General features: G+C 73.7%; 26 protein-coding genes. 12 read left to right on the forward strand and 14 right to left on the reverse strand.

Annotation, left to right across the window (positions count from 1 at the left end; all coding sequences use genetic code 11):
* Positions 1-54 precede the first annotated feature (54 nt).
* Both IE257_RS14875 and IE257_RS14880 read left to right on the forward strand, forming a co-directional pair.
* Complete coding sequence (locus IE257_RS14875) at positions 55-906, forward strand: GNAT family N-acetyltransferase (RefSeq protein ID WP_189968700.1); 852 nt, start codon at positions 55-57, stop codon at positions 904-906.
* Positions 903-1853, forward strand: coding sequence for a lysophospholipid acyltransferase family protein (locus tag IE257_RS14880; RefSeq protein WP_189968702.1), 951 nt, complete (start codon positions 903-905; stop codon positions 1851-1853). Before IE257_RS14875 ends, IE257_RS14880 begins: the two co-directional genes overlap by 4 nt.
* Here the strand turns inward: IE257_RS14880 and egtD are convergent.
* Genes egtD through egtA form a run of 4 tightly spaced genes read right to left on the reverse strand, consistent with a single transcriptional unit; the run spans position 1736 to position 6118 of the window.
* Complete coding sequence (gene egtD / locus IE257_RS14885; protein WP_189968704.1) at positions 1736-2710, reverse strand: L-histidine N(alpha)-methyltransferase; 975 nt, start codon at positions 2708-2710, stop codon at positions 1736-1738. The genes IE257_RS14880 and egtD overlap by 118 nt on opposite strands.
* Complete coding sequence (gene egtC, locus IE257_RS14890; RefSeq protein ID WP_189968706.1) at positions 2707-3465, reverse strand: ergothioneine biosynthesis protein EgtC; 759 nt, start codon at positions 3463-3465, stop codon at positions 2707-2709. Before egtC ends, egtD begins: the two co-directional genes overlap by 4 nt.
* Positions 3465-4811, reverse strand: coding sequence for an ergothioneine biosynthesis protein EgtB (gene egtB / locus IE257_RS14895; protein WP_189968709.1), 1347 nt, complete (start codon positions 4809-4811; stop codon positions 3465-3467). Before egtB ends, egtC begins: the two co-directional genes overlap by 1 nt.
* Positions 4808-6118, reverse strand: a complete 1311-nt coding sequence (gene egtA, locus IE257_RS14900; RefSeq protein WP_189968710.1) for an ergothioneine biosynthesis glutamate--cysteine ligase EgtA — start codon at positions 6116-6118, stop codon at positions 4808-4810. The genes egtB and egtA overlap by 4 nt, the downstream gene beginning before the upstream one ends.
* Positions 6119-6225: 107 nt before the next feature.
* Between egtA and IE257_RS14905 the strand changes: the two genes are divergently transcribed.
* Positions 6226-7059: a TIGR02452 family protein gene (locus IE257_RS14905; RefSeq protein WP_189968712.1), complete on the forward strand. Its 834-nt coding sequence runs from the start codon at positions 6226-6228 to the stop codon at positions 7057-7059.
* A gap of 27 nt (positions 7060-7086) precedes the next feature.
* On the opposite strand, the gene IE257_RS14910 is transcribed toward IE257_RS14905, so the two are convergent.
* The 6 genes from IE257_RS14910 to IE257_RS14935 all read right to left on the reverse strand — a co-directional run bounded on the left by IE257_RS14910 (position 7087) and on the right by IE257_RS14935 (position 13756).
* Positions 7087-8673, reverse strand: a complete 1587-nt coding sequence (locus IE257_RS14910; RefSeq protein ID WP_189968714.1) for an immunity 49 family protein — start codon at positions 8671-8673, stop codon at positions 7087-7089.
* A gap of 161 nt (positions 8674-8834) precedes the next feature.
* Positions 8835-9299, reverse strand: coding sequence for a type II toxin-antitoxin system PemK/MazF family toxin (locus IE257_RS14915; RefSeq protein ID WP_189968716.1), 465 nt, complete (start codon positions 9297-9299; stop codon positions 8835-8837).
* 92 nt (positions 9300-9391) lie between these two features.
* The gene (locus tag IE257_RS14920) at positions 9392-10054 is read right to left on the reverse strand and encodes an O-methyltransferase (protein ID WP_189968718.1); all 663 of its coding nucleotides are present in this window, start codon (positions 10052-10054) and stop codon (positions 9392-9394) included.
* A 116-nt stretch (positions 10055-10170) separates the two neighbouring features.
* Positions 10171-11577 (reverse strand): amidase, encoded by a 1407-nt coding sequence (locus IE257_RS14925; RefSeq protein ID WP_189968720.1) that lies wholly within the window; start codon positions 11575-11577, stop codon positions 10171-10173.
* 61 nt (positions 11578-11638) lie between these two features.
* Complete coding sequence (locus IE257_RS14930; protein WP_189968722.1) at positions 11639-12334, reverse strand: alpha/beta fold hydrolase; 696 nt, start codon at positions 12332-12334, stop codon at positions 11639-11641.
* Positions 12335-12463: 129 nt separating this feature from the next.
* Positions 12464-13756 carry an MFS transporter gene (locus tag IE257_RS14935; protein WP_229920369.1) on the reverse strand — a complete coding sequence of 431 codons (1293 nt, stop codon included), beginning with the start codon at positions 13754-13756 and terminating at the stop codon, positions 12464-12466.
* 306 nt (positions 13757-14062) lie between these two features.
* On the opposite strand from IE257_RS14935, the gene IE257_RS14940 reads away from it, so the two are divergent.
* The 8 genes from IE257_RS14940 to IE257_RS14975 all read left to right on the forward strand — a co-directional run bounded on the left by IE257_RS14940 (position 14063) and on the right by IE257_RS14975 (position 23560).
* Complete coding sequence (locus IE257_RS14940) at positions 14063-15145, forward strand: LacI family DNA-binding transcriptional regulator (protein ID WP_189968724.1); 1083 nt, start codon at positions 14063-14065, stop codon at positions 15143-15145.
* Positions 15146-15363: 218 nt separating this feature from the next.
* A complete protein-coding gene (locus IE257_RS14945; RefSeq protein ID WP_189968726.1) occupies positions 15364-16563 on the forward strand; it encodes a thiolase family protein in 1200 nt (399 codons plus the stop codon).
* A 173-nt stretch (positions 16564-16736) separates the two neighbouring features.
* Positions 16737-18176 carry an aldehyde dehydrogenase family protein gene (locus IE257_RS14950; RefSeq protein ID WP_189968728.1) on the forward strand — a complete coding sequence of 480 codons (1440 nt, stop codon included), beginning with the start codon at positions 16737-16739 and terminating at the stop codon, positions 18174-18176.
* Between the two features lie 81 nt (positions 18177-18257).
* The gene (locus IE257_RS14955) at positions 18258-18665 is read left to right on the forward strand and encodes a thioredoxin family protein (protein WP_189968730.1); all 408 of its coding nucleotides are present in this window, start codon (positions 18258-18260) and stop codon (positions 18663-18665) included.
* Between the two features lie 41 nt (positions 18666-18706).
* Positions 18707-20134 (forward strand): dihydrolipoyl dehydrogenase family protein, encoded by a 1428-nt coding sequence (locus tag IE257_RS14960; RefSeq protein ID WP_189968732.1) that lies wholly within the window; start codon positions 18707-18709, stop codon positions 20132-20134.
* Between the two features lie 219 nt (positions 20135-20353).
* Positions 20354-20893 carry a hypothetical protein gene (locus IE257_RS14965; protein ID WP_189968734.1) on the forward strand — a complete coding sequence of 180 codons (540 nt, stop codon included), beginning with the start codon at positions 20354-20356 and terminating at the stop codon, positions 20891-20893.
* Between the two features lie 56 nt (positions 20894-20949).
* Complete coding sequence (locus tag IE257_RS14970) at positions 20950-22704, forward strand: immunoglobulin domain-containing protein (protein WP_189968736.1); 1755 nt, start codon at positions 20950-20952, stop codon at positions 22702-22704.
* Between the two features lie 91 nt (positions 22705-22795).
* Complete coding sequence (locus IE257_RS14975; RefSeq protein ID WP_189968739.1) at positions 22796-23560, forward strand: metallophosphoesterase; 765 nt, start codon at positions 22796-22798, stop codon at positions 23558-23560.
* Here IE257_RS14975 and IE257_RS14980 read toward each other — a convergent pair.
* A complete protein-coding gene (locus IE257_RS14980; protein ID WP_189968741.1) occupies positions 23533-23850 on the reverse strand; it encodes a DUF2087 domain-containing protein in 318 nt (105 codons plus the stop codon). The genes IE257_RS14975 and IE257_RS14980 overlap by 28 nt on opposite strands.
* Positions 23851-24015: 165 nt before the next feature.
* Between IE257_RS14980 and IE257_RS14985 the strand changes: the two genes are divergently transcribed.
* Positions 24016-24420: a hypothetical protein gene (locus IE257_RS14985; RefSeq protein ID WP_189968743.1), complete on the forward strand. Its 405-nt coding sequence runs from the start codon at positions 24016-24018 to the stop codon at positions 24418-24420.
* A gap of 109 nt (positions 24421-24529) precedes the next feature.
* On the opposite strand, the gene IE257_RS14990 is transcribed toward IE257_RS14985, so the two are convergent.
* From IE257_RS14990 to IE257_RS15000, 3 genes are read right to left on the reverse strand one after another with little or no spacing between them, the layout of a single operon-like run.
* Complete coding sequence (locus IE257_RS14990; protein ID WP_189968745.1) at positions 24530-25180, reverse strand: hypothetical protein; 651 nt, start codon at positions 25178-25180, stop codon at positions 24530-24532.
* A complete protein-coding gene (locus IE257_RS14995) occupies positions 25177-25635 on the reverse strand; it encodes a DUF6114 domain-containing protein (RefSeq protein ID WP_189968747.1) in 459 nt (152 codons plus the stop codon). Before IE257_RS14995 ends, IE257_RS14990 begins: the two co-directional genes overlap by 4 nt.
* Complete coding sequence (locus IE257_RS15000; protein ID WP_189968749.1) at positions 25626-26270, reverse strand: DUF6230 family protein; 645 nt, start codon at positions 26268-26270, stop codon at positions 25626-25628. The genes IE257_RS14995 and IE257_RS15000 overlap by 10 nt, the downstream gene beginning before the upstream one ends.
* Between the last annotated feature and the right edge of the window lie 4 nt (positions 26271-26274).

A 26274-nucleotide genomic window follows, 5' to 3' on the forward strand; every position in this document is an offset into this window, starting at 1 on the left:
AGCCGGGCCACGCACCTGCGGGCCCGGCCCTCCGTGCCCGGATCAGGAGCCGCCATGACCATCGCACCCCTGTCCCCGTCCCCCCTCACCGCCCCGCAGCTGTCCCCCTCGGCCGCACCCTCCACCCGCCTCGCCCCCGCCGGGACCCGGCGCCCGGCGCCCGGCGCGCCGTCCCAAGGACCGCGCTACGCCGTGCGCCTCGCCCGCGACGAGGACGAGGTCCGCGCCGCCCAGCGGCTGCGCCACCAGGTCTTCGCCGGCGAGCTCGGCGCCCGCCTGGACGGCCCCGAGCCCGGCCTCGACGCCGACGCCTTCGACGCGTACTGCGACCACCTCCTCGTCATCGACGAGGAGGCCGAGCAGGTCGTCGGCACCTACCGGCTGCTGCCCCCGGAGCGCGCCGCTGTCGCGGGCCGCCTGTACTCCGAGGGCGAATTCGACCTCTCGGCCCTCGCCCCCATCCGCCCCGACCTCGTCGAGGTCGGCCGCTCCTGCGTCCACCCCGACCACCGCAACGGCGCCGTCATCGCCCTCATCTGGGCCGGCCTCGCCCACTACATGGACCGCACCGGGCACAACTGGCTCGCCGGCTGCTGCTCGATACCGCTCGCCGACGGCGGGGTCCTGGCCGCCGCCACCCGGGAGACCGCCCTGACCCGCAGCCTCGCCCCCGAGGAGTACCGGGTCACCCCCCACCTCCCCTGGAGCCCCGAGGGCATCACCTTCCCCGACCGCATGGAGCTGCCCCCGCTGCTGCGCGGCTACCTCCGCCTCGGTGCCTGGGTGTGCGGCGAGCCCGCTCTCGACGCCGAGTTCGGCTGCGCCGACCTGTACGTCCTGCTCTCCCTGCGCCGGACCAACCCGCGCTACCTGAAGCACTTCCGCTCGCTCGTCCCGGGCGCATGAGCGTCTGGCTGCCCACCTCGCCCTGCACCCCCGAGGCCTGCGCCGGCCACGAGGGGGACAGCGCGAGCCTCCCGCACGCGGTGCTCAGACTCGCCGCCGCTGTCGCGCTGATCGTGCTGGGGATCCTGGGCGCCCCGCCGGTCCGGCTGCTGCCGGCCGGCCCCCGGCACCGGGTGGTACGGGCCTGGTCCACCGCGCTCGTACGGGCCTTCGGCATACGGATCACCGTGCACGGCAGCCCGGGCCCCGGCGGCGGCCGGCTCCTGGTCGCCAACCACATCTCCTGGCTGGACATCCCGCTCGTGGCCGCCGCCCTGCCCTGCCGGATGCTGGCCAAGAGCGACATCCGGGCCTGGCCGGTCCTCGGCCGCCTCGCGAGCCGGGCCGGCACCCTGTTCATCGAGCGCGACCGGATCCGCGCCCTGCCCGCCACCGTCGAGACCATCACCGGCGCACTGCTGGCCGGCGACCGGGTCACCGTCTTCCCCGAGGGCTCCACCTGGTGCGGGCGCGCCCAGGGCACCTTCCGCAGGGCCGCCTTCCAGTCGGCCCTGGACGCGCAGGTCCCCGTACAACCCCTGCGGCTCACGTACCTGCGGTGCGACGGGAACCCGGCCGGGGCGCCCGCCTTCGTCGGGGACGACCCGCTGACCGCCTCGCTGTGGCGGATCGCCCGGGCCCGCGGGGTGCGGGCCGAGGTCAGGCTGCTGCCGCGGATCCCGCCGGGCCGGTACGCGCACCGGCGGGACCTCGCGGCAGCGGCTCAGCGGGCGGTCGTCGGCACCTGTACGCGCCCCACCGACCCGAACCCGCTACCGGGCATCCCCGCTCAGCCGGCCACCCCGTCGGCCACCGACAAGGACAGCGCGAACCGGCCGGCCGCGTCCGTCCACCACTGGGTCAGCTCCAGCCCGGCCGCGGCCAGCTCCTTGCGCACGCCCTCCTGACGGAACTTCGCGGAGACCTCCGTCAGGATCTCCTCACCCGCCGCGAACGGCACCACCAGATCCAGCGCCCGGATCTTCACCACCAGGTCCGACCGGGCCCGCAGCCGCATTTCGATCCACTCCTGCTCCTCGTTCCACACCGCCACGTGCGAGAAGTCGGCCGTGTGGAAGTCCGCCCCCAACTCCCGGTTGATGACCGCCAGCACGTTCTTGTTGAACTCGGCCGTCACCCCCCGCGCATCGTCGTACGCCGCCACCAGCACGGCCTCGTCCTTCACCAGGTCCGTCCCCATCAGCAGCGCGTCCCCGGGCGACAGCATCGCCCGTACGGACGCCAGGAACACCGCCCGCTCCGGCGGCAGCAGATTTCCGATCGTCCCGCCCAGGAACACCACCAGCCGGGGCCCGGGCGAGTCCGGCAGCCGCAGCGCGCGGGTGAAGTCGGCCAGCAGGGCGTGCACCCGCAGCCCCGGATGATCCGCGAGCAGCGACTCGGCAGCACCGCGCAGCGCGCTCTCGCTGACGTCCACCGGGACGTACGTGTCCAGCGCAGGCATCGCCTCGATGAGGTGCCGGGTCTTCTCCGAGGACCCGGAGCCCAGCTCCACCAGGGTGCGGGCGCCGCTCTCGGTGGCGATCTCCCGCGCCCGCTCCAGCAGGATCTCCCGCTCCGCGCGCGTCGGATAGTACTCCGACAACCGGGTGATCTCCTCGAAGAGCTCACTGCCCCGCGCGTCGTAGAACCACTTGGGCGGCAGCACCTTCGGGGTGTGGGTCAGCCCGTGCAGCACGTCCGTCCGCAGCGCCGTCTCCGCGGTGCGCTCGTCGAGTGTCCGGGTCAACTGAAAGTCGTTCACGGGGAGTTCTCCTTGAGCGGGGTCAGTTCGACCCGCGTACGGGTGGCGGTCAGCAGGGTCCGGTCGGGCACTTCGCGCCACCGGGTGTCGTCGTCGTGCGGCTCGGAGGCCACCACGGTGCGCCGCTGCTCCGCGTCGGCCAGGTACCAGAGCGAATCGCCCCAGGCCGTCGCGGCGATCGTGGCGCCGTCCGTGAGCAGCAGGTTCAGCCGGGAGCCCGGCGCGGCCGTGGCCAGTTCCCGGACCGGCTCGGCCAGCGCCGTGCCCAGGTCGTCCCCGGCCCGCAGCCGGTGCAGGACCAGGGCCCAGATCAGCGCCGAGTCCGTGCGAGCGGCCAGCCGGAGCAGCTCCGCGGGCGACAGCGCGGCCGCGAGCGGGGCGGCGGAGTCCGGCCAGTTCCGCACCGCGCCGTTGTGGCTGAACAGCCACGGCCCGTCCGAGAACGGCGCGGCCGCCGCCTCCCCGTCCGCCCCGGGGTTCGTGGCGTCCCGCACGGCGGCCAGCACCGCCCCGGTCCGGACCACGCGGGCCAGGTCGGTGAAGGTCAGGTCGCCCCAGATCGGCCCGGACCGCCGGTAGCGGGCGGGCACCGGGTCGTCCGGCGCGTACCAGCCGATGCCGAAGCCGTCGGCGTTGACCGTCCCGGACCGCTGCCGGCGCGGCTCCCACGACTGGCGCACCAGCGAGTGCTCCGGCTCACTGAGAAGCTCCTCGAGCGCCACCACCGGCCCCAGGTAGGCCAGATGACGGCACATCAGACATCCCTCGCGGTCCGGAAGCCGGAGAAGATCTGCCGCCGCACCGGAAGGTCCCAGTTGCGGAAGGTGCCCCGGCAGGCCACCGGGTCCACCGCGAAGGAGCCACCGCGCAGCACCTTGTGCTCCGGACCGAAGAACACCTGCGAGTACTCCTTGTACGGGAAGGCGCGGAATCCGGGGTACGGCAGGAAATCGGAGGACGTCCACTCCCACACGTCGCCGATGAGCTGGTGCACCCCGAGCGGGGAGGCGCCTGCCGGGTAGCTGCCCGCCCGCGCCGGGCGCAGGTGGCGCTGGCCGAGGTTGGCGTGTGCGGGAGTCGGGTCGGCGTCGCCCCACGGATAGCGCGTGGAACGGCCGGTCCCCGGGTCGTGCCGGGCGGCCTTCTCCCACTCCGTCTCCGTGGGCAGCCGCCGCCCCGCCCAGCGGGCGTAGGCGTCCGCCTCGTACCAGCTGACGTGCAGCACGGGCTCCTCGTCCGGCACCGGTTCGACCACCCCGAAGCGGCGGCGCAGCCACTGGCCGGCCTCCTGGTGCCAGAACAGCGGGGCCTCGATGGAGTGCGCGCGGATCTGCTCCCAGCCCGGCGCCGCCCACCAGCGGGGGTCGCGGTAGCCGCCGTCCGCGATGAACGCCAGGTACGCGGCGTTCGTCACCGGCGCTGTGTCGATCCAGAAGGGCGCGGTGTCCCGGACGTGCGCCGGCCGCTCGTTGTCCAGGGACCACGGCTCGGCCGAGGTGCCCATGGTGAACGGGCCCCCGGGGACGAGGACTTCGGCGGCGACCGGCGGGTCGAAGGGGGCGTCCGGTTCCGGCGCGGTCAGCACGGGGGTTCCGGCCCGCAGCTGATGCGTGATCAGCATGGTCTCGTCGTGCTGCTGTTCGTGCTGGGCGATCATTCCGAAGGCGAAGCCGTCGTCGAGGAGCGTGCTGCCCTCCAGTGGGGTCTTCTCCAGGAGGTCGAAGACCCGGCCGCGCACTTCGGCCGCGTACCTGCGTGCCTCGGCGGGCCCGAGCAGCGGCAGCTTGGGCCGCTCGGCGCGCGGGTGCTCGAAGGCGTCGTAGAGCGGGTTGATCTCGGGGCGCATCGACTCGCGTCCGGCGACCCGGCGGAGCAGCCAGAGCTCCTCCTGGTTCCCGATGTGCGCCAGGTCCCAGACCAGCGGGGACATCAGCGGGGAGTGCTGGGCGGTGAGGTCCTCGTCGGTCACCGCGTCGGTGAGCCCGGCCGTCCTGACGCGCGCAGCGGTCAGGGCGGCTGCCGCCCGCTCCCGCAGGTCGGAGTCGGCGCGGGTCCCGGTGTGTCCGGTGGGTGCGGTGTGTCCGGTGGGTGCGGTGGTCATCGGCGGACCTCTTTCCCGGTGAGCACCTCGGTGGACTCGTCGTCGGCCGGACATCGGCCGCGCAGTGCGTAGCGTTCGGTGAAGGCGCCGACCACCTCCTGGACGTGCCTGCTCGCGCCCAGTCGGGGCAGGGCCTCGGCGGCGGCCCGGAAGCAGGCCTTCGCGGAGGCCCGGAGCTCGGGATCGGCCAGACCGTGCCGGGCCGCCGACCGCCAGAGCGGATTGCGCGGCGCCGGCCGGGTGCCGTAGGTGTCGGCCAGCCCCTTGGCCACCCGGTACGCGGTCTCGGCGGCCTCCGGGTCGTCGAACAGCGCGTGCACGACCGCCACCGGGACCAGCCAGCCGTCGTCACCGGGCTGCGCGTCGATCATCCGCAGTTCCAGGTGGCCGCGCGGCCGGACGGGCGGGAACAGCGTGGTCAGGTGGTAGTCCAGGTCCTCGAACGTGGGCGCCCGCAGCGCGGGGCCTCCGCCCGAGCGCAGCCAGTCGCGGAAGGTCGTGCCGCGCGGGATCTCCCACGGGTCGCCGTCGTAGGACCGGACGCACATGACCTCGGTGTCCAGCGCCTGCCGCGTCCACGCGGCCCGGGGATCCACGTCGAGGGGCGGGGCGAGCGCGCGCCGGCTGTCCAGGTCGCTCCAGATGCCCTGGCGGGCACAGCGCCACCCGGCGTACGGGCCCTCGTGCGCGGGGGAGTTGGCGAACGCGGCCACCATGACCGCGCCCAGCAGGTGCGCCAGCCGCCAGCGCCGGCCGTGGCCGAGTACGCCCGGTTCCTCGTATCCGGCGTCCACGCAGACCTGCACGGAGGCAGAGGCGCACATCATGGCGCGCCCGGCCGGGCCGGTGCGGTCGAAGTAGGCCTCCATCGCGTCGTACCGCGGACTGCTCAGCAGCCGGTGGTAGGGGCGGCGGGGATCGCGGCCGAGGCCGCGCAGGACCAGGCCCTGGGTCAGCAGGGCGGCGCGCACGGCGGTGAGGTCGGCCTGCAGGCCGTCCACGCAGCCGGTGAGGGAGGTGGCGGGGGCCGAGCTGAGTTCGAGCTGGCCGCCCGGTTCGACGGTCAGCCGGGAGTTCAGGGGCAGCGCGCGGGCCGCGGTGTGGGCGGCGCGCAGCCGTTCGGGAGGCAGCGGCTGCTCCGGGCGCTCTGCGTCCAGGACCAGCCATTCCAGCTCGGCGCCTATCAGGCGCGGCGGGCCGGTCTTGAAGCAGATGCCGTGGAGCAGGTCCTCGGCCTGCGTCTCGCTGATCGAGGGTGGCGGGCTCGGGTCGGGCGCGGGTGGGGGAGCGGTTGAGTCCTGGGACATGACCGGGTCCTCGTCTCCTGTCGTCGGCTGTGACATCACCCGTGCCTACCCCTCCTCGCGGCACAAATTCCTTTGCCGCCGGGAATCGAACGGTGGAGCATGACGGCGTGAGCAGCAGATTGCGCGAAATCGCGCGGGAGAACGCGCAGATCCTGGCGGCCGGGGGGTACCGAACGCGGTCGGGACGGCAGGTCGAGCTGGCCGCCGCCCTGGCGGAAGCCAAGGCAGGAACCAGGATATATGGACCAAACCGGGTCATTCCAGATGGGCAACCCGTTTCCGGCGGCAGCGTGACGGTCGTCGAGGTCACCGGGGAGAGCAGCACGGTCGCCGCCCGCAGGCTCGCGACCGCCACTCCGGCCGACCCGGATCCCGCTGCCGTGGCGGTCCTGAACTTCGCCTCGGCCCGTAATCCCGGGGGCGGTTACGTCCGCGGGGCCAAGGCCCAGGAGGAAGCGCTGTGCCGCGCGTCGGCGCTGTACGAGACCCTGCTCGAAGCTCCGGAGTACTACGAGGTCCACCGCGCGGAGCGCAGTACCTTCTACACCGACCGGGTGATTCACTCGCCCGGGGTCCCCGTTTTCCGCGACGACCGGGGCGGGCTGCTGGAAGCCGCCTTCCGGGTCGGCTTCCTCACCTCTCCGGCGCCGAACGCGGGCACGATCCGGCGGCAGGAACCGGAGCGGGTCGCCGAGATCCCGGGGGCGCTGGCACGGCGCGCGGAGCTCGTACTGGAGGTCGCGGCCGTGCACGGCTACCGGCGGCTGGTGCTGGGCGCCTGGGGCTGCGGGGTGTTCCGCAACGACCCGGAGCAGGTGGCCGAGGCCTTCCGGGGCCTGCTGGCCGGCCGTTTCGCCGGAGCCTTCGACCGGGTCGTGTTCGGCATCCTGGACCCCGCCCCCGCCACCCGCGAAGCCTTCGCCCGGGCATTTCCGGCCTGAGGTCCAGGTGTGCGGGGTCCGCGGTGCTCAGAACGGTTGCGCCGCCCCCAGCAGGCTCTCCGGGAGGTAGGGCGACGAGACGCGGATCCGCCAGCCGCGGCGGCGGGCGTGGCAGGCCAGGGCCAGGACGTCGAGATTGACCGCGGCGGCGGCCCCGACCGCCCGGTCGGACACCGAGTAGTGGTCGCGATGGGCTTCCAGGGCATCGGCCAGGGCCAGGTTGAAGCTTTCCTCGTCACCCTCCACCAGCTGGGAGAAGGCCACGGCGGGCGCCGGCAGGAAGCCCCAGTCGCGGGACCGCGCGACGTCGGCGACGGCCCGGTCGGTGGCGGGCTCCGGATCCTCACCCCGCAGGTAGTTGTGCAGGGCCCGCCGGTAGGAGGCGTACGCGGAACGATCCTCCTGCCGGGCGGTGGGCCCGCTGATGACGAGCGGGGCGAGGTCGGCGCGGCTGCCGGTGATCAGCGCCCGGTTCAGGGCCGCGCCCCACGAACCCGGGTCGAGCGGGCTGTCCCGGTGGGTGGCGCCCCCGGCCGCGGCCCCTGCGCGCGTGGCCTCGTGCAGCTCGTGCACCAGGGCGTCGGCTGCCGCAGTGCACCGCGGCAGCTCCGGGCGCTCGACGACCAGGGGACCCGCGGCCAGCGCCGCGACGGCGTCCGCGCGCCGCTCGCGCCCGTACGGCCCCACCCGCGGCGGAGGAGCCTCGAAACCGGTGACCAGCGCCTGCGGCAGGTAGTCCGAGTCGACGGGCGGCTGCCAGCCCTCGCGGCGGTACCCGAGCGCGGCCAGCGCCAGCGGCAGCAGCGGCAGCAGGGTGCGCGGCTCGGCCCGGCGGTCCTCCAGGTGGGAGTACGGGAGCAGCAGCGCGGCCAGCTCGGCGCCGAACCTCTCCCGGTCCCGGGCGGCCAACGCACGCAGTGCGCGGAGCGCGCCGGTGGCGGGGTCGGCCGATTCGGCCGTATCGGCGGCCTCGGGCTCATGGGCCGCGGCCCGGGCTCCGGCCCGTCGCCCGGCGACCCGGGCCAGTGCGGCGTCCAGGGCGGCGAGCTTCTCCTGCGGGGAGGGCGGGAACGTCTGGTCCTCGACCCCCAGATCCCCGCTGACATACGCCAGCAGGCCGTTGATCAGCTCCACCGACGGGAGGCCGGGCCCGCCGGTCCGCTGGGGTGTCAGACGGGCGAAGTGGAAGGCCTCGCCGTGCCGTTCGGCCTTGTCGGCGAGGATCGCCACACAGAACGCGTCGATCCAGCGGGCCGCGCTGACCGGTTGCGGGTCGCCCCCCGATCCGGAGTCGTAGTCGCGTCCGTAGTCGACGTAGGTGAGGAAAACGTGGAACGACACCTTCGGGTAGTAGGCGGCGAACGACACGGCGCCGGCGGCCGCTTCGGCCGCGTCGCTCAGGATGGCCTTCGCCTCCGGGGTGTCGAGGCCGCGGGGCGCCGCCGACAGCGCGCCGAGACCATCGAGGAACCCCAGCGTGATCTGCCACCAGTCGTAGGCGTCGATCAGGCCGGCCCTGGACCTGGAGTACACGTCCGAGATCATCCGGTTCGCGAAGTCATCGCGCACCGCTGCCAGGGCGGCCTCGCTCACCCGGTGTCGTTCTATCCGCATGCCCGCTACTCCCTGTGTCCGTCTACGGGCCTCACCCTAGAAGACCACCGGACCGCTCGCGGACGCTGAGGGCCGGGGCAGAGCAGGCCGGGCGCTGTCGGTGCCCCGGCCGGTGGCGGGCGGGCGGGCGGGCGTGACAGGCCCGCCCGGCCCGGTGGACGTCACTGCCAGTCGTAGCGTTCGCGCAGGCAGGTCACCACCAGGTCGAAGCGGCCGCGGTCGAGCGCGCAGGCCTCGCGGCGCATCCCCGACTCGTGCACCCGCAGCACCCGGTCCACGTCCACCCAGGACTCGCGCCCGGCGCTGTCCCACGGGCCCGTCCCGATCGGCACCCACTCACGGTCGTGGTCGTGCCGCTTGCTCGACAGCTGTACGGCCAGCAGCGTGCGTCCGCCCGCCTCCCGGGCCACGACCAGCACGGGGCGGTCCTTGCCGCGGCCGTCGTTCTCCTCGAAGGGGACCCAGGTCCAGACGATCTCGCCGGGGTCGGGGTCGCCGTCGGGGTCCGGGGCGTACTCCGTCCGGACCCGGCCGATGGCGCGCGGGTCGGCTTCCGTGGTCGCGGTGTCGCCGCCCTGCCCGGGCTGGTCGGCTCGGCCGTTGCTGTGGTGGGAGAGTGCCGTCATCCGGGTGAGGCTACTGGTTGCGGTGCCTGCGGTGCCTGCGGTGCCTGCGGTGCCTGCGGTGGAGGAGGCGGGCGCGCCGCCCGTGCCGCGGGTCAGTCGGTGACCAGGGCCAAGATGAGGCCGTCGTAGCCCTTGCCGCCGACGGTCTGCAGGGCGGTGGCCGTCAACCGGGGGTGCTCGGCGATGAGTTCCGTGAACCGGCGGACGCCCTGGACGCGAGGGTCGGGACTGTCCACCTCGACCACGGCGCCGTCGCGGACGACGTTGTCGCCGATGATGATGCTGCCGGGCCGGGTCAGCTCGATCGCCCACCGAAGGTACGCGGGGTTGGAGGGCTTGTCGGCATCGATGAAGACCAGGTCGAACGGAGCTTCCCCGGCGAGGCCGGGCAGCAGGTCCAGGGCGTGTCCGCGCCGGACCTCGACGACGGCGTCCAGGCCGGCCCGGGCGATGTTCGCGGCCGCGACGTCGGCGCACCGCTCGTCGACCTCCAGTGTCACCAGCCGGCCGCCGGCCGGGAGCGCGCGGGCCAGCCAGATGGTGCTGTAGCCGCCCAGGGTGCCGATCTCCAGGATGCGGCGGGCGCCGCGGATGCGGGCGAGGAGGTTCAGCAGCTTGCCCTGGTTGGGGGCCACTTGGTGGGCGGGCAGGCCGGCGGCCTCGGAATCGGCGGCCGCGGCGACCAGGGCCTTGTCCTCTTCGACCAGGAGACCGTCGAAGTAGTCGTCGACGGCCGTCCACGTCTGCTGCACCATGGTTCGCTCTTTCCGGTGAGGAGGCGCTTATCAGTTCCCACTGGGAACGTACATGAGTGAAGAGGTTTCAGCAGTGCGTTGAAGTGAGGGGCCTCCCCGGCGGGCCCCTGGCGCTCCTACCGGCCCGGCCGCAGTGCGGCCCAGTCCTCCGCCGCCTCCACCTGCGCGGCCAGCCCCAGCAGCAGCGGCTCCGAGTGGGCCGGGCCCAGCAGTTGGGCCCCCATGGGCAGTCCGTCGTCCGTGAGGCCCGCCGGAATGTTCACCCCGGGCCAGCCGAGGACGTTCCACGTCCAGGCGTACGGGCACGCGGCGATCATCGCCCGGTCCGTGGCCAGGGCTCCCAGCCCGGCCAGCGCGCCGATCCGTAGCGGCGGCGTGGCCGTCGTCGGGGTCAGCACCACGTCGAAGCGGCCGAAGATCTCGCCGACCCGCCGCCGCAGCACCGTCTCCGCCCGGCGGGACACCCGCAGCCCGAGCCCGCCCAGGACACGGGCGGTCCGTACGGCCTCGTGCGTGCGCGGATCCAGCAGCGCCGGATCCGGCACCCGCGCCACCCAGTCCCGTACGCCACTGGTCGCGCGGGGTACGAAGGTCAGCCCGATCGGGCCGTAGCGGGGGTCCTCCGGAATCACCTCGTGGCCCAGCGACTCCAGTCGCGCGGCCAGCCGCTCCACCGCCGAACGGACCTCCGGATCCAATGACTTGGGCGTCGCCGTGAAGGCCATGCCGAAGGAGAGGGCGATCCGCAGCCGGCGGGGCGTGCGGCGGGCCGCCTCCACGGCGCGGATACGTGCCGGGCGGTGCAGGTCCTCGGGATGCGGGCCGCTCGCCGCGTCCAGCAGGAGCGCCGCGTCGGCCACGGTGCGGGCCAGGACGCCGTTGACCGTGAGGCCGTGGAAGGACTCCGGCTCCGGCCAGGTGGATATGCGCCCGCGCTGGGGTTTCACCCCCACCAGGTGGGTCCAGGCCGCGGGGATCCGGACCGATCCGGCCCCGTCGGAGCCCAGGGCGGCCGGGACCAGCCCCGCCGCCACGGCCGCCGCCGAGCCGCCCGAGGAGCCGCCGGGCGTGTAGGCCCGGTTCCACGGATTGCGGGTCTCGCCGAAAGCTCCGCCCTCGGTGAAGGGCCACTGCCCCAACTCCGGTGTCTGGGTCTTGCCGACGATCACCGAGCCGGCCGCGCGCAGCCTTCGTACCGCCTCGCTGTCGGCGGTCTTCGGGGCGAAGGCCCCCGCGCAGCCGAAGGCGGTCGGCTCCCCGGTCACGTCCATGTCGTCCTTGACCGCCAGCGGTACCCCCAGCAGCGGCAGCCGCTCGCCCGCGGCCAGCCGCCGGTCCGCCGCGTCCGCCTCGGCGAGCGCGGCGTCGGCGCGCACGCTCCGGAAGGCGTTGAGCTCCGGCTGGGACGCGGCGATCCGGCGCAGTGTCTCCTCGGTCAACTGCCGGGACGAGAGCGTCCCTTCGGCGAGCGCACCGACCATGTCCACCAGGCCGTAGGCCGTCGGGACCGCTGTATCCGACATCGCGAACCACTCCCCATTACCGATCGGTAGGGAGACCGTAGTGGGGAGTGGTCGCGCAGTTCTAGAGCCAGCCCTCCAGGGAGGCCATGAACCCGTCGAAGTCGTCCCGGTGGATGGTGTGTCCGGCCCCGGGGACCGACCGCACCTCGAAACCACGGCTCTCCAGTACCTGCGCCCGCTCCTCGCTGATCAGGGCGCTCGGGTCGGCGAGCTGCACGAGCGAGGGGACCACCGGCGCGGCCGGCATCAGGTCGGTGCCGACCAGCGGGGCGAGGCTCAGTGCGGTCTGCTCGTCCCAGACCGCCAGGGTGGCCAGTTCGATGTCGACGTCCACCTCCTCCCAGCGCGGGCTCATCGCCCGTATCTGCTCCCTGGTCGCCGATTTGAACTGCGCGAACAGTTCCGGACCGAAGCCCTCGGCGGGGGCGGCCAGGTGCCACGCCGGGTCGGAGAACACCGCCCTGGCCGGGCGCAGCCGGTCCACCGCCAGCGACAGGGTCAGGCCGCCGAGGGAGTGGCCGATGGCGAGCTCGGCGCCGACCGGGAGGGACTCGACCACGTCGTCGGCGTAGAGCGCGGGGCCGTACTCGCCGCGACCGCTGGCGCCGTGGCCCCGCAGGTCGACGGCGATGACGCGGTAACCGCGGTCGGCGAGGGCGGGGCCGACCCGGCGCCAGGTCCGGTGGTCGGCCATCAGGCCGTGGATCAGGAGGGCGACGCGGTCGCCCTCGCCCCAGGTCTGGGTGTGCAGTTGCACGGTGGTGTTGCCTCTCTAGACGGATCTCGACGGATCTTGACGGCGAATTTCGGTCGAAGGTACGGACCAGGGAAGTGCGGTGCGCGTCGGCGTGCGCCACGCGTCGGCGCGCACGGCGCGCACGGCGCGTCAGCGCACGCTGCGGATCGGCTTCACGGCCAGGGCCCCCGCCACGGCGAGCACGGCCGCAACGACGAACAGCGCGGTGTACCCGCCGCTGATCGAGACGATCACCGAGGCGATGAAGGGCGCGATGATCTGCGGGCCGGCGTTGGCGATGTTGAGCACGCCCATGTCCCGGGCGGCGTCCTCCGCCTTGGGCAGCACCATCGTCACCAGCGCCGTGTCCACCGCCATGTAGCAGCCGAACGCCAGCCCGTTGACCGCGGCGAAGGACAGCATCGCGGTCCAGCTGGTCGACACGGCAGGGATGACGAGCGCGACGGCGGACAGCAGCGCGGAGGCGCCGACGAAGAGCTTGCGGCGGTCGAACCGGTCGGACAGGTAGCCGCCGAGCACCGTGGAGACGACCATCGCCACGCTGGTCAGCGGCATCAGCACGGCCACCGCGGCCTCCGGCTTCATACCGTCGGGCAGCACGGTGTGGTCCTGCAGGATGTAGAGCTGGTAGCCGCTCACGGCGAAGTACCCGAGGACGAGCAGCGCCCGGCCGATGAAGGCCCAGCGGAAGTCGTGGTCGCGCAGCGCGCTCGTGAAGGCGGCGAGCTGGGCCCTGACGGGCATCGGGGCGCGGGCAGGGAGCCGCCCCTCGCGGCCGCAGGCGGTGAACAGGACGGCCGCGCCCGCCACCAGCGCGCCGAAGACGAGGTACCCGGTGCGGTAGTCCTCGGAGAAGGCGGCGCCGATCAGGGCGCCGAGGGTGGAGCCGAAGGGCAGGCCGAGACCCACGGCCGCGGAGGCCTTGCCCCGGGCGTCCAGGGGCACCCGGTCGGGGACCACGGAGGTGATGGCCGCCTGGTAGACGTTCATGACGGCCTGCCCGAGGCACCAGGCGATCGTGATCAGCAGGATCGTGTCGGCGAGGCCGAGCAGGAACATCGCCGGTACGGCGGCGAGTCCACCACCGAGGATCCAGGGGTTGCGGCGTCCGCTGCGGTCGGACAGGGCGCCCGCGACGGGGTTGAAGACCGTGGCGAAGATCGCCGAGACCCCCGCGATCAGGCCGAAGTTCGCGACCTTGTCCGCCGGGTCGATCTCCTCGACCTGGAGCGCGAGCAGGACGCCGGCCACCCCGATGTAGAGCGCGTACATGGCGCTGTTGCCGACGAGCAGCAGGGGCAGCAGGCCGCGCCGCGCGAGGCCGGGACCGGCGCCGGGCCCGGGGGACGCGTCGGCGGTGGTGGCGGCGGAGCCGGTGTCGGATCCGGTGTCGGATCCGGTGTCGGAGGGGAAAAGGGCCACGGTGCCCTCCTGGGCAGATGAGGGTGGACGAGGGGAGGTACGGGCTGGTGGAGGCGATGTGGAGTGGCTCGAAGGCGGGCCGGGGCGGGGTGGGGCGAGGGTGCGCGCCGCCCCGTCACGACGGCGGGGGTGCGACGGAGCGCGACAGGGCGGCGGCACGGCGGGGCACGGCATCGGCACATCGACCGAAGGGGGATGCGACGCCGTGGTTACACGTGTCAATGACTCGTGTAACCACTGTGTAGCATTCGTTTCCGGCCATCCGCCAGCCCCCGGGCGCAATCGGTCTGGAAAGATGCCACGGCAATGTCTCAGTCATCGAAATCGCCGAAGCCGCCGACGCCGGCCTCCGGATCGGCCGCCGCATCCGCCTCGGGATCGGCCTCCGGATCGACGGCCCCGCCGCCCCCTGTTCCGACGAGCGCCGATGTCGCCCGCCTCGCCGGCGTCTCGCGCGCGACGGTCTCGTACGTCCTGAACAACGCGGAAGCCGTACGCATCAGCGAGCCGACCCGGCGCAAGGTTCGTGAGGCCGCCGAGGAACTCGGCTACGTCCCGCACGCGGCAGCCCGCAGCCTGCGCGCCGGACACACCAGGATCGTCCTGCTGCCCACCTCCCACGTGCCGATCGGGCCGCTCTACAGCACCTTCCTCAACGAGCTCCAGTGGGCGCTGCGCCGCCTCGACTACACCGTGGTGCAGTACGGGAGCCTCGGACTCAGCGGTGACGAAGCCGTGCGGGCCTGGGCGGAACTGCGCCCGGTGGCCGTCATCTCCCTCGGCGAGATCTCCCTCTCCGCGCGCAACGTCGCCACCCTCAAGCGGGCCGGGGCCCGCGCGGTGATCACGATGGGGCCGGTCGGGGTACCGGGGGCGCACGCGCTGGTCATGGACCAGCAGGAGGTCGGCGTCCGGGCAGCCGCCCACCTCGTCGAGCGCGGACGCGGGCGGATCGGTGTGGTGGTCCCGGAGGAGGAGGGCCTGGAGCTGTTCTCCGTGCCCCGGCTGACGGGCGCCCGGTCGGTGGAGGGCGCCGAGGTCTCGGCCCTCCCGATGGCCTACTCCGAGGAGTCGGCCGCGGCCCTCGCGGCCCGCTGGCGCGGGCTCGGGCTGGACGCCGCCTTCGCGTACAACGACGAGTACGCGATGCTCCTGATGCGGGCCCTCCAGGACGAGGGGCTCCGCGTTCCCGAGGACGTGGCCGTCATCGGCGCCGACGATCTGCTCATCGGGCGGCTGCTGCGGCCGCGGCTGAGCACGGTACGACTGGAGATGCCGACCGGCGCCCATCTGGCCTCGCTGGTGGACCACGCGGTGCGCGAGCCGTCGGAGGTCACCGAGCGGCACGACCTGATGGCGGCCGCCGCCATTCCCCGGGAGTCGACCTGACGGTGCCCCCCTGCGGGCCGTGCGGGCCGTCCGCGCAGTCCGGGCCGTGCGTGTCGGGAGCCGGCCGGCCCGGGTCGCACCGGGGGGCCGTTGACAGGCGGTGACGTGCGGACGGAGACTGCGGGCGCGCCCCACCGGGCGTGCCCGGCGGCGTGCCCCGGTGCCCACACCGGCACCGCCGCGCCGCCGCCCGTACGGATCCGCCCAGGAGAGCCCCCATGAGCATCCGCACCGTCCGCGACGTCTACGTCGTCGACGCCGTCCGCACACCGATCGGCAAGTTCGGCGGCGCCCTCGCCGGGGTCAGGCCGGACGACCTGGCAGCGCACGTCGTGCGCGCGCTCGTGGACCGTACGCCCGACCTCGATCCGGCCCGTATCGACGACGTCGTCTTCGGTGACGCCAACGGCGCGGGCGAGGACAACCGGGACGTGGCCCGCATGGCGGTGCTGCTGGCGGGGCTGCCCGTGAGTGTCCCCGGGGTCACCGTCAACCGGCTGTGCGGATCCGGTCTCGAAGCCGTGATCCAGGCCGCCCGCGCCATCGCGCTGGGCGACGCCTCCGTGGCCATCGCGGGCGGGGTCGAGTCGATGAGCCGCGCCCCCTGGGTCGTGCAGAAGCCGGAACGGGCCTTCCCGGCCGGGCACCAGCAGATGTGGTCCACCACCCTGGGCTGGCGGATGACCAACCCGCGGATGCCCGAGGAGTGGACCGGCTCGCTCGGCGAGGGCGCCGAACTCGTCGCGGACAAGCACGGCATCACCCGGGAGGCGCAGGACGCCTTCGCCCTGGAGAGCCACCGCAAGGCGGCGGCCGCCTGGTCCGCCGGGCTGTACGACAACGAGGTCGTCCCGTACGCCGGCGTCGACCTGGTGCGCGACGAATGCATCCGGGAGGGTTCCACGCCCGAGGCGATGGCCCGGCTCAAGCCGGCCTTCCGCTCGGACGGCACCGGCACGGTCACGGCCGGCAACGCCTCCCCGCTCAACGACGGGGCCGCCGCCCTGCTGCTGACCGACGAGGCGGGGCTGGCGGCCACCGGCCGGGAGCCGCTCGCCCGGATCAGCGCCTCGGCCGTCACCGGGATCGAGCCCCAGCTCTTCGGCCTCGGACCGGTGGACGCCGTGCAACGGGCGCTCGCCAAGTCCGGCCGCGGGCTCGCCGATCTCGCCGCCTTCGAGCTCAACGAGGCTTTCGCGGCGCAGGCGTTGGGATGTCTCGCTGCCTGGCCCGAGCTCGACCCTGCCGTGGTCAACCCGCGCGGCGGCGCCATCGCCATCGGCCATCCGCTCGGTGCCTCCGGTGCCCGGCTGGCCGGCTCGGTCGCGCACCAGTTGGCGGCGGCGGGTTCCGGCACCGGTATGGCGGCGCTGTGCATCGGGGTCGGGCAGGGCATCGCGCTCGTCCTGGAGCGCTGACGCCCGCCGTGGCCCCGCCGTGACCCCCGCCCCACCTGGGCGTCGATCGTTTCCGGTCAGCGGCACTCCTCAACTGCCCAATAACTGAACAGAAGTGGAGCCTCCGGTCTGGCACGATGGCGCGTGCTGCCGCCCCCCGCCGCCCGCCCATCCCCACCCGGAGGCCCCGCGCCATGCCGCTCCTCGACCCGACGCTCTGGCAGGACGGACCCACCCTCACCGGCGGCGCCGCCCCGGTCGTCGAACCCGCCACCGGCCGCACCCTCGCCACCATCGACCTCGCCGCGCCCGCCGATGTCGCGGAGGCCGCCGTACGGGCCCGCGCGGCGCAGGGGGACTGGGCGCGCGCCACCCACCCGGAGCGGGCGGCCGTGCTGCGCCGCGCCGGTGACCTGTTCACCGCCCACGCCGACGAGCTGCGGGAATGGCTGGTCCGCGAGTCCGGTTCGATCCCCGGCAAGGCCGACTTCGAGCTGCACGTCGCCGCCCAGGAGTGCTACGAGGCCGCCGCGCTGGCCTCCCGCCCCACCGGGCAGGTGCTTCCGAGCGAAGCGCCCCGGCTGTCCTTCACCCGCCGGGTGCCGGCCGGCGTGGTCGGGGTCGTGGCCCCCTTCAACGCCCCGCTGATCCTGTCCATCCGCTCGGTCGCGCCCGCGCTGGCCCTCGGCAACGCGGTGCTGCTCAAGCCGGACCGGCGCACCGCCGTCTGCGGTGGCCTGGCCCCCGCCGCCGTCCTGGCGGCGGCCGGACTGCCGTGCGGGCTGCTGCAGGTCCTGCCGGGCGGCGCCGGGACGGGCGCGGCCGTGGTCGCCGACCCGCGGGTCCGGGTGGTGTCCTTCACCGGATCCACCGCTGCCGGCCGCTCCGTCGGGGAACTGGCGGGACGTCACCTCAAGCGTGTGCACCTGGAGTTGGGTGGCAACTCCGCCCTCGTCGTGCTCCGCGACGCCGACATCGAGTCCGCCGTGGCCCAGGCCTCCTGGGGCTCCTTCTTCCACCAGGGCCAGATCTGCATGACGGCCGGGCGCCACCTCGTCCACGCCTCGCTCTACGACGAGTACGTCGAGCGGCTCGCCGCGCGGGCGGAGGAGCTCGCGGTGGGGGACCCGTACCGCGAGCAGGTCCACCTGGGCCCGCTGATCGACCGGGCCCAGCTGGAGCGCGTGCACGCCCTGGTGGAGGCCAGCACCGAGCGGGGCGCCAAGCTCGTCGCCGGCGGCACGTACCGGGACCTCTTCTACCGGCCGACCGTCCTGGCGGGCGTCGCCGACGACACCCCCGCGTACGCCGAGGAGGTCTTCGGGCCCGTGGCGCCCGTACGGTCCTTCGCGACGGAGGAGGAGGCGGTGGCCCTGGCCTCGGCGGGCCCGTACGGCCTCTCCCTCGGGATCGTGACCCGGGACGCGGCGCGCGGGCTCGACCTGGCCGAGCGGATCCCGACCGGAATCGCGCACGTCAACGACCAGACGGTCAACGACGAGGCCGTCGCCCCGTTCGGCGGAGTCGGCGCCTCCGGCACGGGCGCCCGCTTCGGCGGCGAGGCGAACCTGGACGCCTTCACCGAGCTGCGCTGGACCACGGCCCGCAGCACCCCCGCCGGGCACCCGTTCTAGGCAGCCCCCGTTCGGGGCGGAATGCACGGGACAGGTCGTTCGTTCAAGGAGCAGACGGCTCAATCAGGAGGTCTGGAAACCGTGGCTACAGTCGAGCTCACCAAGGAAAACTTCGACCAGACGGTCAGCGAGAATCCGTTCGTGCTGATCGACTTCTGGGCGGGCTGGTGCCGGCCGTGCCTGCAGTTCGCCCCGGTCTACGAGCGGGCTTCCGAGGCGCACCCGGACCTCCTCTTCGCCAAGGTGGACACCGAGGCGCAGCAGGAGCTGGCCGGGGCCTTCCAGATCACCTCGATCCCGACCCTGATGATCGTCCGGGACCAGGTGGCCATCTTCGCGCAGCCCGGCGCACTGCCGGAGGCGGCGCTCACGGACCTCATCCGGCAGGCCCGTGACCTCGACATGGACGAGGTTCGCGCCAAGATCGCCGCGGAGCAGAAGGGCGCCGGGGGCGGCGGTACGGAGGAACCCGGCACGCCGCAGGCCTGAGGGTCCGCCGCCCGGGCGGGCCGGCGGAGACACTGGTCCGTATGACTGAAGCGGTGGAGTACGACGTAGTGGTCCTCGGCGGGGGCCCGGCCGGCGAGAACATCGTCGACCGGACCCGTGCCGCCGGATTGAGCACGGCGCTCGTCGAGAGCGAACTGGTGGGCGGCGAGTGCTCGTACTGGGCCTGCGTCCCGAGCAAGGCGCTGCTGCGCCCGGCCCTGGCCCGGGCCGACGCCCGCCGGGTACCGGGGCTGGCCGGGGCGGTCCAGGGCCCCCTGGACACGGCGGCGGTGTTCGCGCACCGCGACTACTGGACCGGTGACTGGAAGGACCAGGGCCAGATCGACTGGATCGATTCGATCGGGGCCCACGTGTACCGGGGTCACGGCCGGCTCTACGGCGTCCGCAAGGTCGCCGTCACCAGCCCCGAGGGCGAGCACCACATCCTGTCCGCCCGGCACGCGGTGGTCGTGGCCACGGGCACCCGGGCCGTGGTCCCCGACCTGCCCGGCATCGCCGGGGCCCGCCCCTGGACCAGCCGGGAGGCGACCTCGGCGAAGGAGGCCCCCGGGCGGCTGCTGATCGTGGGCGGCTCGGTGGTGGCCGTCGAGATGGCCACGGCCTGGCAGGCCCTCGGCTCGCAGGTCACCGTCCTGGCACGCGGCTCCGGGCTGCTGCCGCGGATGGAGCCCTTCGCGGGGGAGCTGGTGGCCGACGCGCTGCGCGAGGCCGGGGCGGAGGTCCGTATCGGAGTGTCCGTCGAGGCGGTCGTACGGGACGGCCCGACCGGGCCCGTCAGCGTGGTCCTGGAGGGCGGCGAGACGCTGGAGGGTGACGAGCTGCTGATGGCCACGGGCCGCACCCCGCGGACCGAGGACATCGGACTGGACACCGTCGGGCTCCCGGCCGGGAAGTGGATCGACGTCGACGACACCTGCCGGGTGCCCGGGCACGACTGGCTGTACGCCGTCGGGGACGTCAACCACCGGGCGCTCCTCACCCACCAGGGCAAGTACCAGGCGCGCATCGTCGGAGCCGTGATCGCCGCCCGTGCGGCGGGCGCCCCGCTGGACACCGAGCCCTGGGGCGCGCACACCCCGACTGCCGACGTCCGCGCCCTCCCGCAGGCGGTCTTCACCGATCCGGAGGCTGCGGCCGTGGGTCTGACCGTGGCCGAGGCCGAACGGGCCGGGCACCGGGTGCGGGCGGTCGACTACGACATGTCCAAGGTCTCGGGTGCCGGGCTGTACGCCGACGGCTACCGCGGCCGGGCGCGGATGGTCGTCGACCTCGACCGCGAGGTCCTCCTCGGGGCCACCTTCGTCGGTCCGGGCGCCGCCGAGCTGATCCACGCGGCGACCATCGCCGTCGCGGGAGAGGTCCCGATCCAGCGCCTGTGGCATGCGGTACCGGCCTTCCCGACCATCAGCGAGATCTGGCTGCGGCTGCTGGAGACCTACCGGGGGTGAACCGCCCCTCGGGTGCGACAAGGACATGGCCCGGCTGCGCCGCACGGCGCAGCCGGGCCCTTTCGTTGCCCGCCGCCCTGGATCGGCGTGTACGGAAACGGAGTTGACCGGCCGTCACAGAGCCGGGGATGGCGTGAAGCAGGCATACAACCTTGATCGATATTAGGTTAGCCTTACCTCAGTTTTTGCGACTTCCTGTGCCTGAAAGGTGTTCCAGTGATGCGTGCTGCCTCCCTGCCCCGTACCGCCGCCCGCGCGGCCGTCGCCGCCTCCGCCGCCGTGGCGATCGCCGTCGGCGCGGCCGGCTCCGCCTCGGCCGCCACCTCGACGCGTACGGTCACCGACGGCGCCACCACCTACAACCTCAGCCTCACCGCGCCCTCCACCGCCGCCGCGGCCGGCCAGAACGTCACGGTCACCGGCAGCGGTTACAACACGGCCAAGGGCGTATACGTGAGCCTCTGCGCCGTGAGCGGCGCACCGGGCGCGAACAAGCCCACCCCCTGCCTGGGCGGTTCGGACCAGTCGGGCACCACCGGCGCCTCGCACTGGGTCAACAACGTCTTCGGCGGGACCCTGGCCAACACCTCCAAGTTCGGCTCCGGCGGCAGCTTCAGCGTCACCATCCACGTCAAGGCCGACCTGGGCGGCGGCCAGATCTGCGGAGAGACGGTCGAGTGCGCCATCGTCACGCGCGCCGACCACTTCAACTCCTCGAACCGCAAGTACGACGTCCACGTCCCGGTGACCTTCAACTGACCGGTCCGGGACCAGCCCGGCCCGGGACCGACCCCCGACCCGCCGACGAGGAAGCCATGACACCCCGACACCCCCTCACCCCCGGTCGCGCGGGCGCCGCCTCCGCCGCGCTCGCGCTCGTGCTGGCCTCGGCCGCCACCGTAAGTCCCGTATCGGCGGCCGGGGGTGAGGGGGCCGACGCACCCCGGAGCACCGTCGCGTACCGGTCGGTGGCGCAGTTCGGTACCGCGGGCAAGCCCCGTGACCTGCTGCTGCACCCGGACTCGAAGAAGCTGTACGTCGGTTCGGACGATCTGCCCGAGACCGCCGACGTCAACGAGAGCGGCTTGCACGTACTGGACCCCGTCGACGGCAAGGTGCGCAGCACCGTCGGACAGGCCCCCGGCCCCACCGGGACCCTCGGCCGCCGGGCGGTGCGCCAGCTCCTCGCGGCGCTGCCCGGCGACGGGGCGGTCTTCTTCTATCCGCTGCGCGGCATCGGAACCGCCAAGGACGGCGACGCCGCCGCGGCGGGGGCGTGGGTGCCGGGTGCGGCCGTCAGCCACGCCACTGCGGGACTCACGCCCTCCACGGTGCTGGTCGCGCAGGGCTCCGTCCTCTCGGAGGTGGAGATCGCGACAGCGGCCGTGAAGCGCTCCGTCACGCTGGAGGGCGGCGACGGCTTCGCGGTGGACGCGGCGCGCGGCGCGGTGTGGTTCACGGACTTCGGCAACCGCCGCATGCACCGGATCGACGCGGCCACCTTCACGGTCACCGCGACCGTCGAACTCCCGGCCGGTGACGGGTTCGCCGGGTTCACGGAGGTGGACGCCGAGACCGGCGCCGTGTGGGTCGGGCTGGACACCTCCGTCGTCGTCCACGACGCGACCGGCAAGCGGCTGGGCATCCTCAAGGGCGGCGCAGACCTGCCCCGCGCCGCGAGTTTCGACGCGGCCACGCACGAGGCGTTCGTGGTGTGGCAGGACGCGGGCGACTCCTCGCAGCAGGGCAGCGACAACAACGGAACGCTCACCGTCCACCGGACGCGCGACCTCCAGGAGGTCGTGAAGCCGGTCGTACTACCGGGAGCCCACACCCAGTCGGGAAGCGCGTCCGTGGCCGTCGAGCCCGGTGGCGCGGTCGTCTTCGTGTCGGACCCGGTCGCCGGGAAGATCACCAGGCTGGAACGGGCGACGTCCCCGCGGGTCACCAGGAACCCGGCGGACCGGGCGGTCACGGCCGGTACGCGGGTCTCGCTGACGGCAGAGGCCGAAGGGACCCCGCGGCCCGCCGTCGCCTGGCAGGTCAGTACGGACGCGGGCCGGACCTGGCGGGCGGTGGAGGGTGCTACCTCGCCGGCGTATTCCTTCACGGCGGCCGTCTCCGACAACGGCCGCCGCTACCGAGCCGAGTTCGCCAACGACGCCGGTACGGTCCACAGTGGCGCGGCCACGCTCACCGTCACCGTCGCGGACACCACGACGGGCGGCACCGGGGGCACGGGCGGGACGGGCGGCACCGGCGGGACGGGCTCCACGGGCTCTACCGGCTCCACCGGTTCGACGGGGGGTGCGGCAGGAGGGTCCGACGGCGACTCCGCCGGAGGTTCCGCAGGTACGGGCGGCGCCGCGGGCACCCCCGGTACCGTGGGCGGCGGCTCGGCCGGCGCCACGATCGGGGCCACGGTCGGCGGCGGTACGAACGCCACCGCCACCGGTGGTGCGCTGGCATCCACCGGAGTCGCCGTGGCCTTCCTCGCCGGGAGCGCCGTCGTGCTCACGGCGGCCGGGTGGGTGCTGATCCGCCGCGCACGGCAGCGCGCAGACGGCTGATCGGCCACAACCCGGCCCAGGTGGGCGGTGGTTCGGCGTGTTGAATGGGTGTCGCCCCCTCTCTGGACCGGAGACGAAGGAGACACCGCACGTGATCGTGATCGCCCCCCTCAGCGACGTCCATCTCGACGGTGACCGGCGCGCCGCCGACCGCACCCGCGCCGTCATGGAGTACCTCGACGCACTGCCCCACGACCTGGACGCCGTGCTCGTCAGCGGGGACGTAGCCGACCACGGCGAGGACGCCGAGTACGAGCAGGCCGCCGAGCTGCTGCGCTCGCGCCACCCGGTGGTGGTCTGCCCCGGCAACCACGACGAGCGGGCCGCGTTCCGCCGCGGCCTGCTGGGGGAGACGTCCCTCTCCACCGCGCCCGTCGACCAAGTGCTGCGCGGCGAGGGCTTCGTCCTCGCCGTGTGCGACTCGTCCGTTCCCGGCGCGCACCACGGCTTCCTGGAGGACTCGACCCTGGCCTGGCTGGACGGCCTGCTGACCGACACCCCGCGGGAGACTCCGGTCCTGGTCGCCTTCCACCACCCGCCGGCCGCGCTGCACACCCCGTACGTGGACGAGATCCGCCAGTTCGGTGAGGAGCGGCTCGCGGCCCTCGTCGAGCGCCACCCGCACCTGACGGCGTTCCTGTGCGGGCACGCCCACACCGCCGCGGCCACCACCTTCGCCGGGCGGCCGGTGCTCGTCGCGCCGGGGGTGGTCTCCACCCTTCGGCTGCCGTGGGAGGCGCCGACCGGATCCTCCGAGCACGTCCACCTCGACGAACCGCCCGCCGTCGCCTTCCACGTGATCGGTGACGACGGCCGGCCGGTGACCCACTACCGAGTGGTCGTCGACCGCCGGTAGGTACGGCCGTCACGGGTCCGCGTGAGCAGGCCCGAGGTGATCAGATAGCGCCGCAGCGCCGAGCAGTCCTCGTGCACGGTGCGCAGGGCTTCGTTCACCTCGGGCTCCGTGTAGTCCCGGTCCACCGCGAAAAGGGTCTCGGCGAGGTGGACGAGCAACTGCTCGCGCCGGGCGGCCCGGCGAGGGATCGCGAGCAGGCGGCCGCCGGAGAAGAGGTCGGACACGTCCCGCTGCGGTCGGTGTGCTGTGGAGGGCTGCGAAGGCTGATGGAGGTCGGTGCTGTCAGGCATGTCCGCGAGCCTCCTCCGTCCGCTCCGGGGAGGCAACGCATTTTCTCCCCGGCCCTCCCGGCCGCTCGGCCTCCCTCGAAAAAGTGACGGTCGTTCATCTTACTGATCGGTAGTCGCGCCAGTACCCTCCCCGTGACCGGTTCCTGCCCCCACGGAGGAGCACGTATGCGACGTCCCACCGCACGCATGAGAACCGCCGTCGCCGCCGGGCTGATCGCCCTCGGCGCCGCTCTGTTCTCCCCGCTCGCCCCGGCAGCCGCCGCGGGCTCCGCCGCCGATGCGGCTGGTGGAGCTACGCGGACGAGGATCTGCGCATTGGTGCTCGGGCGGCCGGTCGCCGACCCGCCGCCCCGGGTCCACTGCGGGGGCGGCTCGCTCTCCGGGTGCCGGGACGCCGTGGCCGCCGCGCTCAAGCAGGCGGCCGCCGCCACCCCGGCTGCCGTGTACCCGGCGGACGGGACCTGCGCGGCCGGCACCAGTGGTGCGCAGACTCGATCGTCCAGCGCCCGGTCGGCGGGCTCGGCCACCCGCAGATCAACTGGCAGAACCGGCCCACCTACCAGCAGGTGACGGAGTTCGCCGCGCACCGCTGACGGTGCGGGGTGCACAGCGGCCCGCCCGGTCCCGGAGGAATCCGGGGCCGGGCGGGTTCGTTCCCGTTCGTTCGGCAGGCAGCGGGTCAGGGACCGACGGTGATCTGCTGCGCCGGGTCGGTGGTGTCGGTCACTTTGTAGACCGCGTTGAAGGTGGACGTGGTTGCGCTCGTCGGGCAGCCGAACCCGCCGGTGACGGTGACCGGTACGGAGGCGTTCGTGAAGGTCAGGGTCGACGGAGCACCGTTGACCCAGGTGCCGCCGACGTTCGCCGGGGCGGTGGGGGCGGCGGTGACCGTACAGGAGGCCAGCCCGCTCGTCTGGACCACCAGGCCGCCGACCGGCAGGCCCATGGTGGCGGTGACCGGGGCACCGTTCTGCATCGACACCGACCAGGCCCCGCTGGTGGTGACCGTGGGCGTCACTCCCCACATGCTCGAGGTGCACGAGCTGTACGTGGGCGCCGAGATCGGCGAGGACACGGGTCCGGCCGGGTTGCTGTTGCCGGGGGCTCCCGGCACGCTGCCGGTGGCGACGGAGACCGTACAGGTCACGGTGACCGAACCGGCCTTGAGGGTGGCCTTCCCGCTGAGGGTGGCCTGGAACGCGTGCCCGGCCGGGGTGACGGTGGTCGACCCGGCCAGCGGTAAGGGTGCGGCGGAGGCGGTGACCGAGGCGAGCGCGATGGCTCCGGCGACGGCCGTCCCGAGGGCGAGCGCGGTGCGCGTACGGCTCATGGCTGTGCTCCTTGGGGATCGTGGTGCGGGGTGGGGGGAGGGGGTGCGGCCTCGACGGACTCCGCTTGCCCGGCGGCGGATTGCGCTTTCCAGGCCCGCCCGCCGGCGTATGGCTGCCAGGCGAACATCAGGCCGCCGCCGAGGATGCCGAGCAGCGTGCCGATCAGGAACCCGCCGAGGTTCGACAGGACCAGAGCGGCGGTGGCGATCAGGGTGGTGAGGACACCCGCGAGAGAACGCTGAGGGGGAGAGAACCAGGCGGTGAGTCCGAGCACGATCATCACGATGCCCATCAGGACGGACGGGATCCCCGCCACGCCCTGCTGGAGCATGATCTTCAGCGGTGCCAGCGGCAGGACGCAGATCCACGACCCGGCCAGGATCGCGAACAGCCCGCCCCAGAAGGGTCTGCTGCGCCGCCACCGCTGCCAGCGCCGCCGCAGGTTCAGAAGCATTCCTTCTTGCCCTTGCTGACGTTCATGCTGAGCCCGGAGAGCTTGAAGGTGCCGGCGTTCGTCGCCCATGCCGTCTGCCGGAGATCGGTGATGCTGACCGTGTCGGCCTGCTGGGCGAAGAGGTCCTGCATCCCCTGGGCCTCGGCCGGACCCTTGTCGAGGGTGGAGGCGTCGCGCCCGATCTCGATGTTGCTGAAGACGGCGTCGCCCGAGAGCTGGGTCGCGTCGACGAAGAGGTTGCTCGCCTCGACCGGGGTCTTGCGTCCGGCCGTGAGGTTGAGCGAGATGTCCCCGATCACCGGGAGCGAGGTGACCACGGACTGGCAGAGGCTGTGCAGCTTGGCCTCCCTGATGGCGGTGACGGCCACCGGGATGAGTTCCTGGCGGGCGTTGACGTCCACGCTGCCGTACTGCGCGAAGCCCTCGCCCTCCAGGCTGCTCGCCGACACCTTGAACTGCTGTCCCGACACCGCGAACGAGGCGGCGAGCACGCCCTGCGCGAGGGCGATGCCGAGGCCGGCGGTCACAGCCACGGCGGGGATGGTCAGGACGGCGAACCGGCGCCAGCGGACGCGCCCGGAGCCATCGTCGGAGGGTTCGTCGGAGGGGTCGGATAAATGGGGGGAACCGGTCATGGGA

The organism is Streptomyces avidinii (assembly GCF_014650695.1).
Taxonomy (GTDB): Bacteria; Actinomycetota; Actinomycetes; order Streptomycetales; family Streptomycetaceae; genus Streptomyces; species Streptomyces avidinii.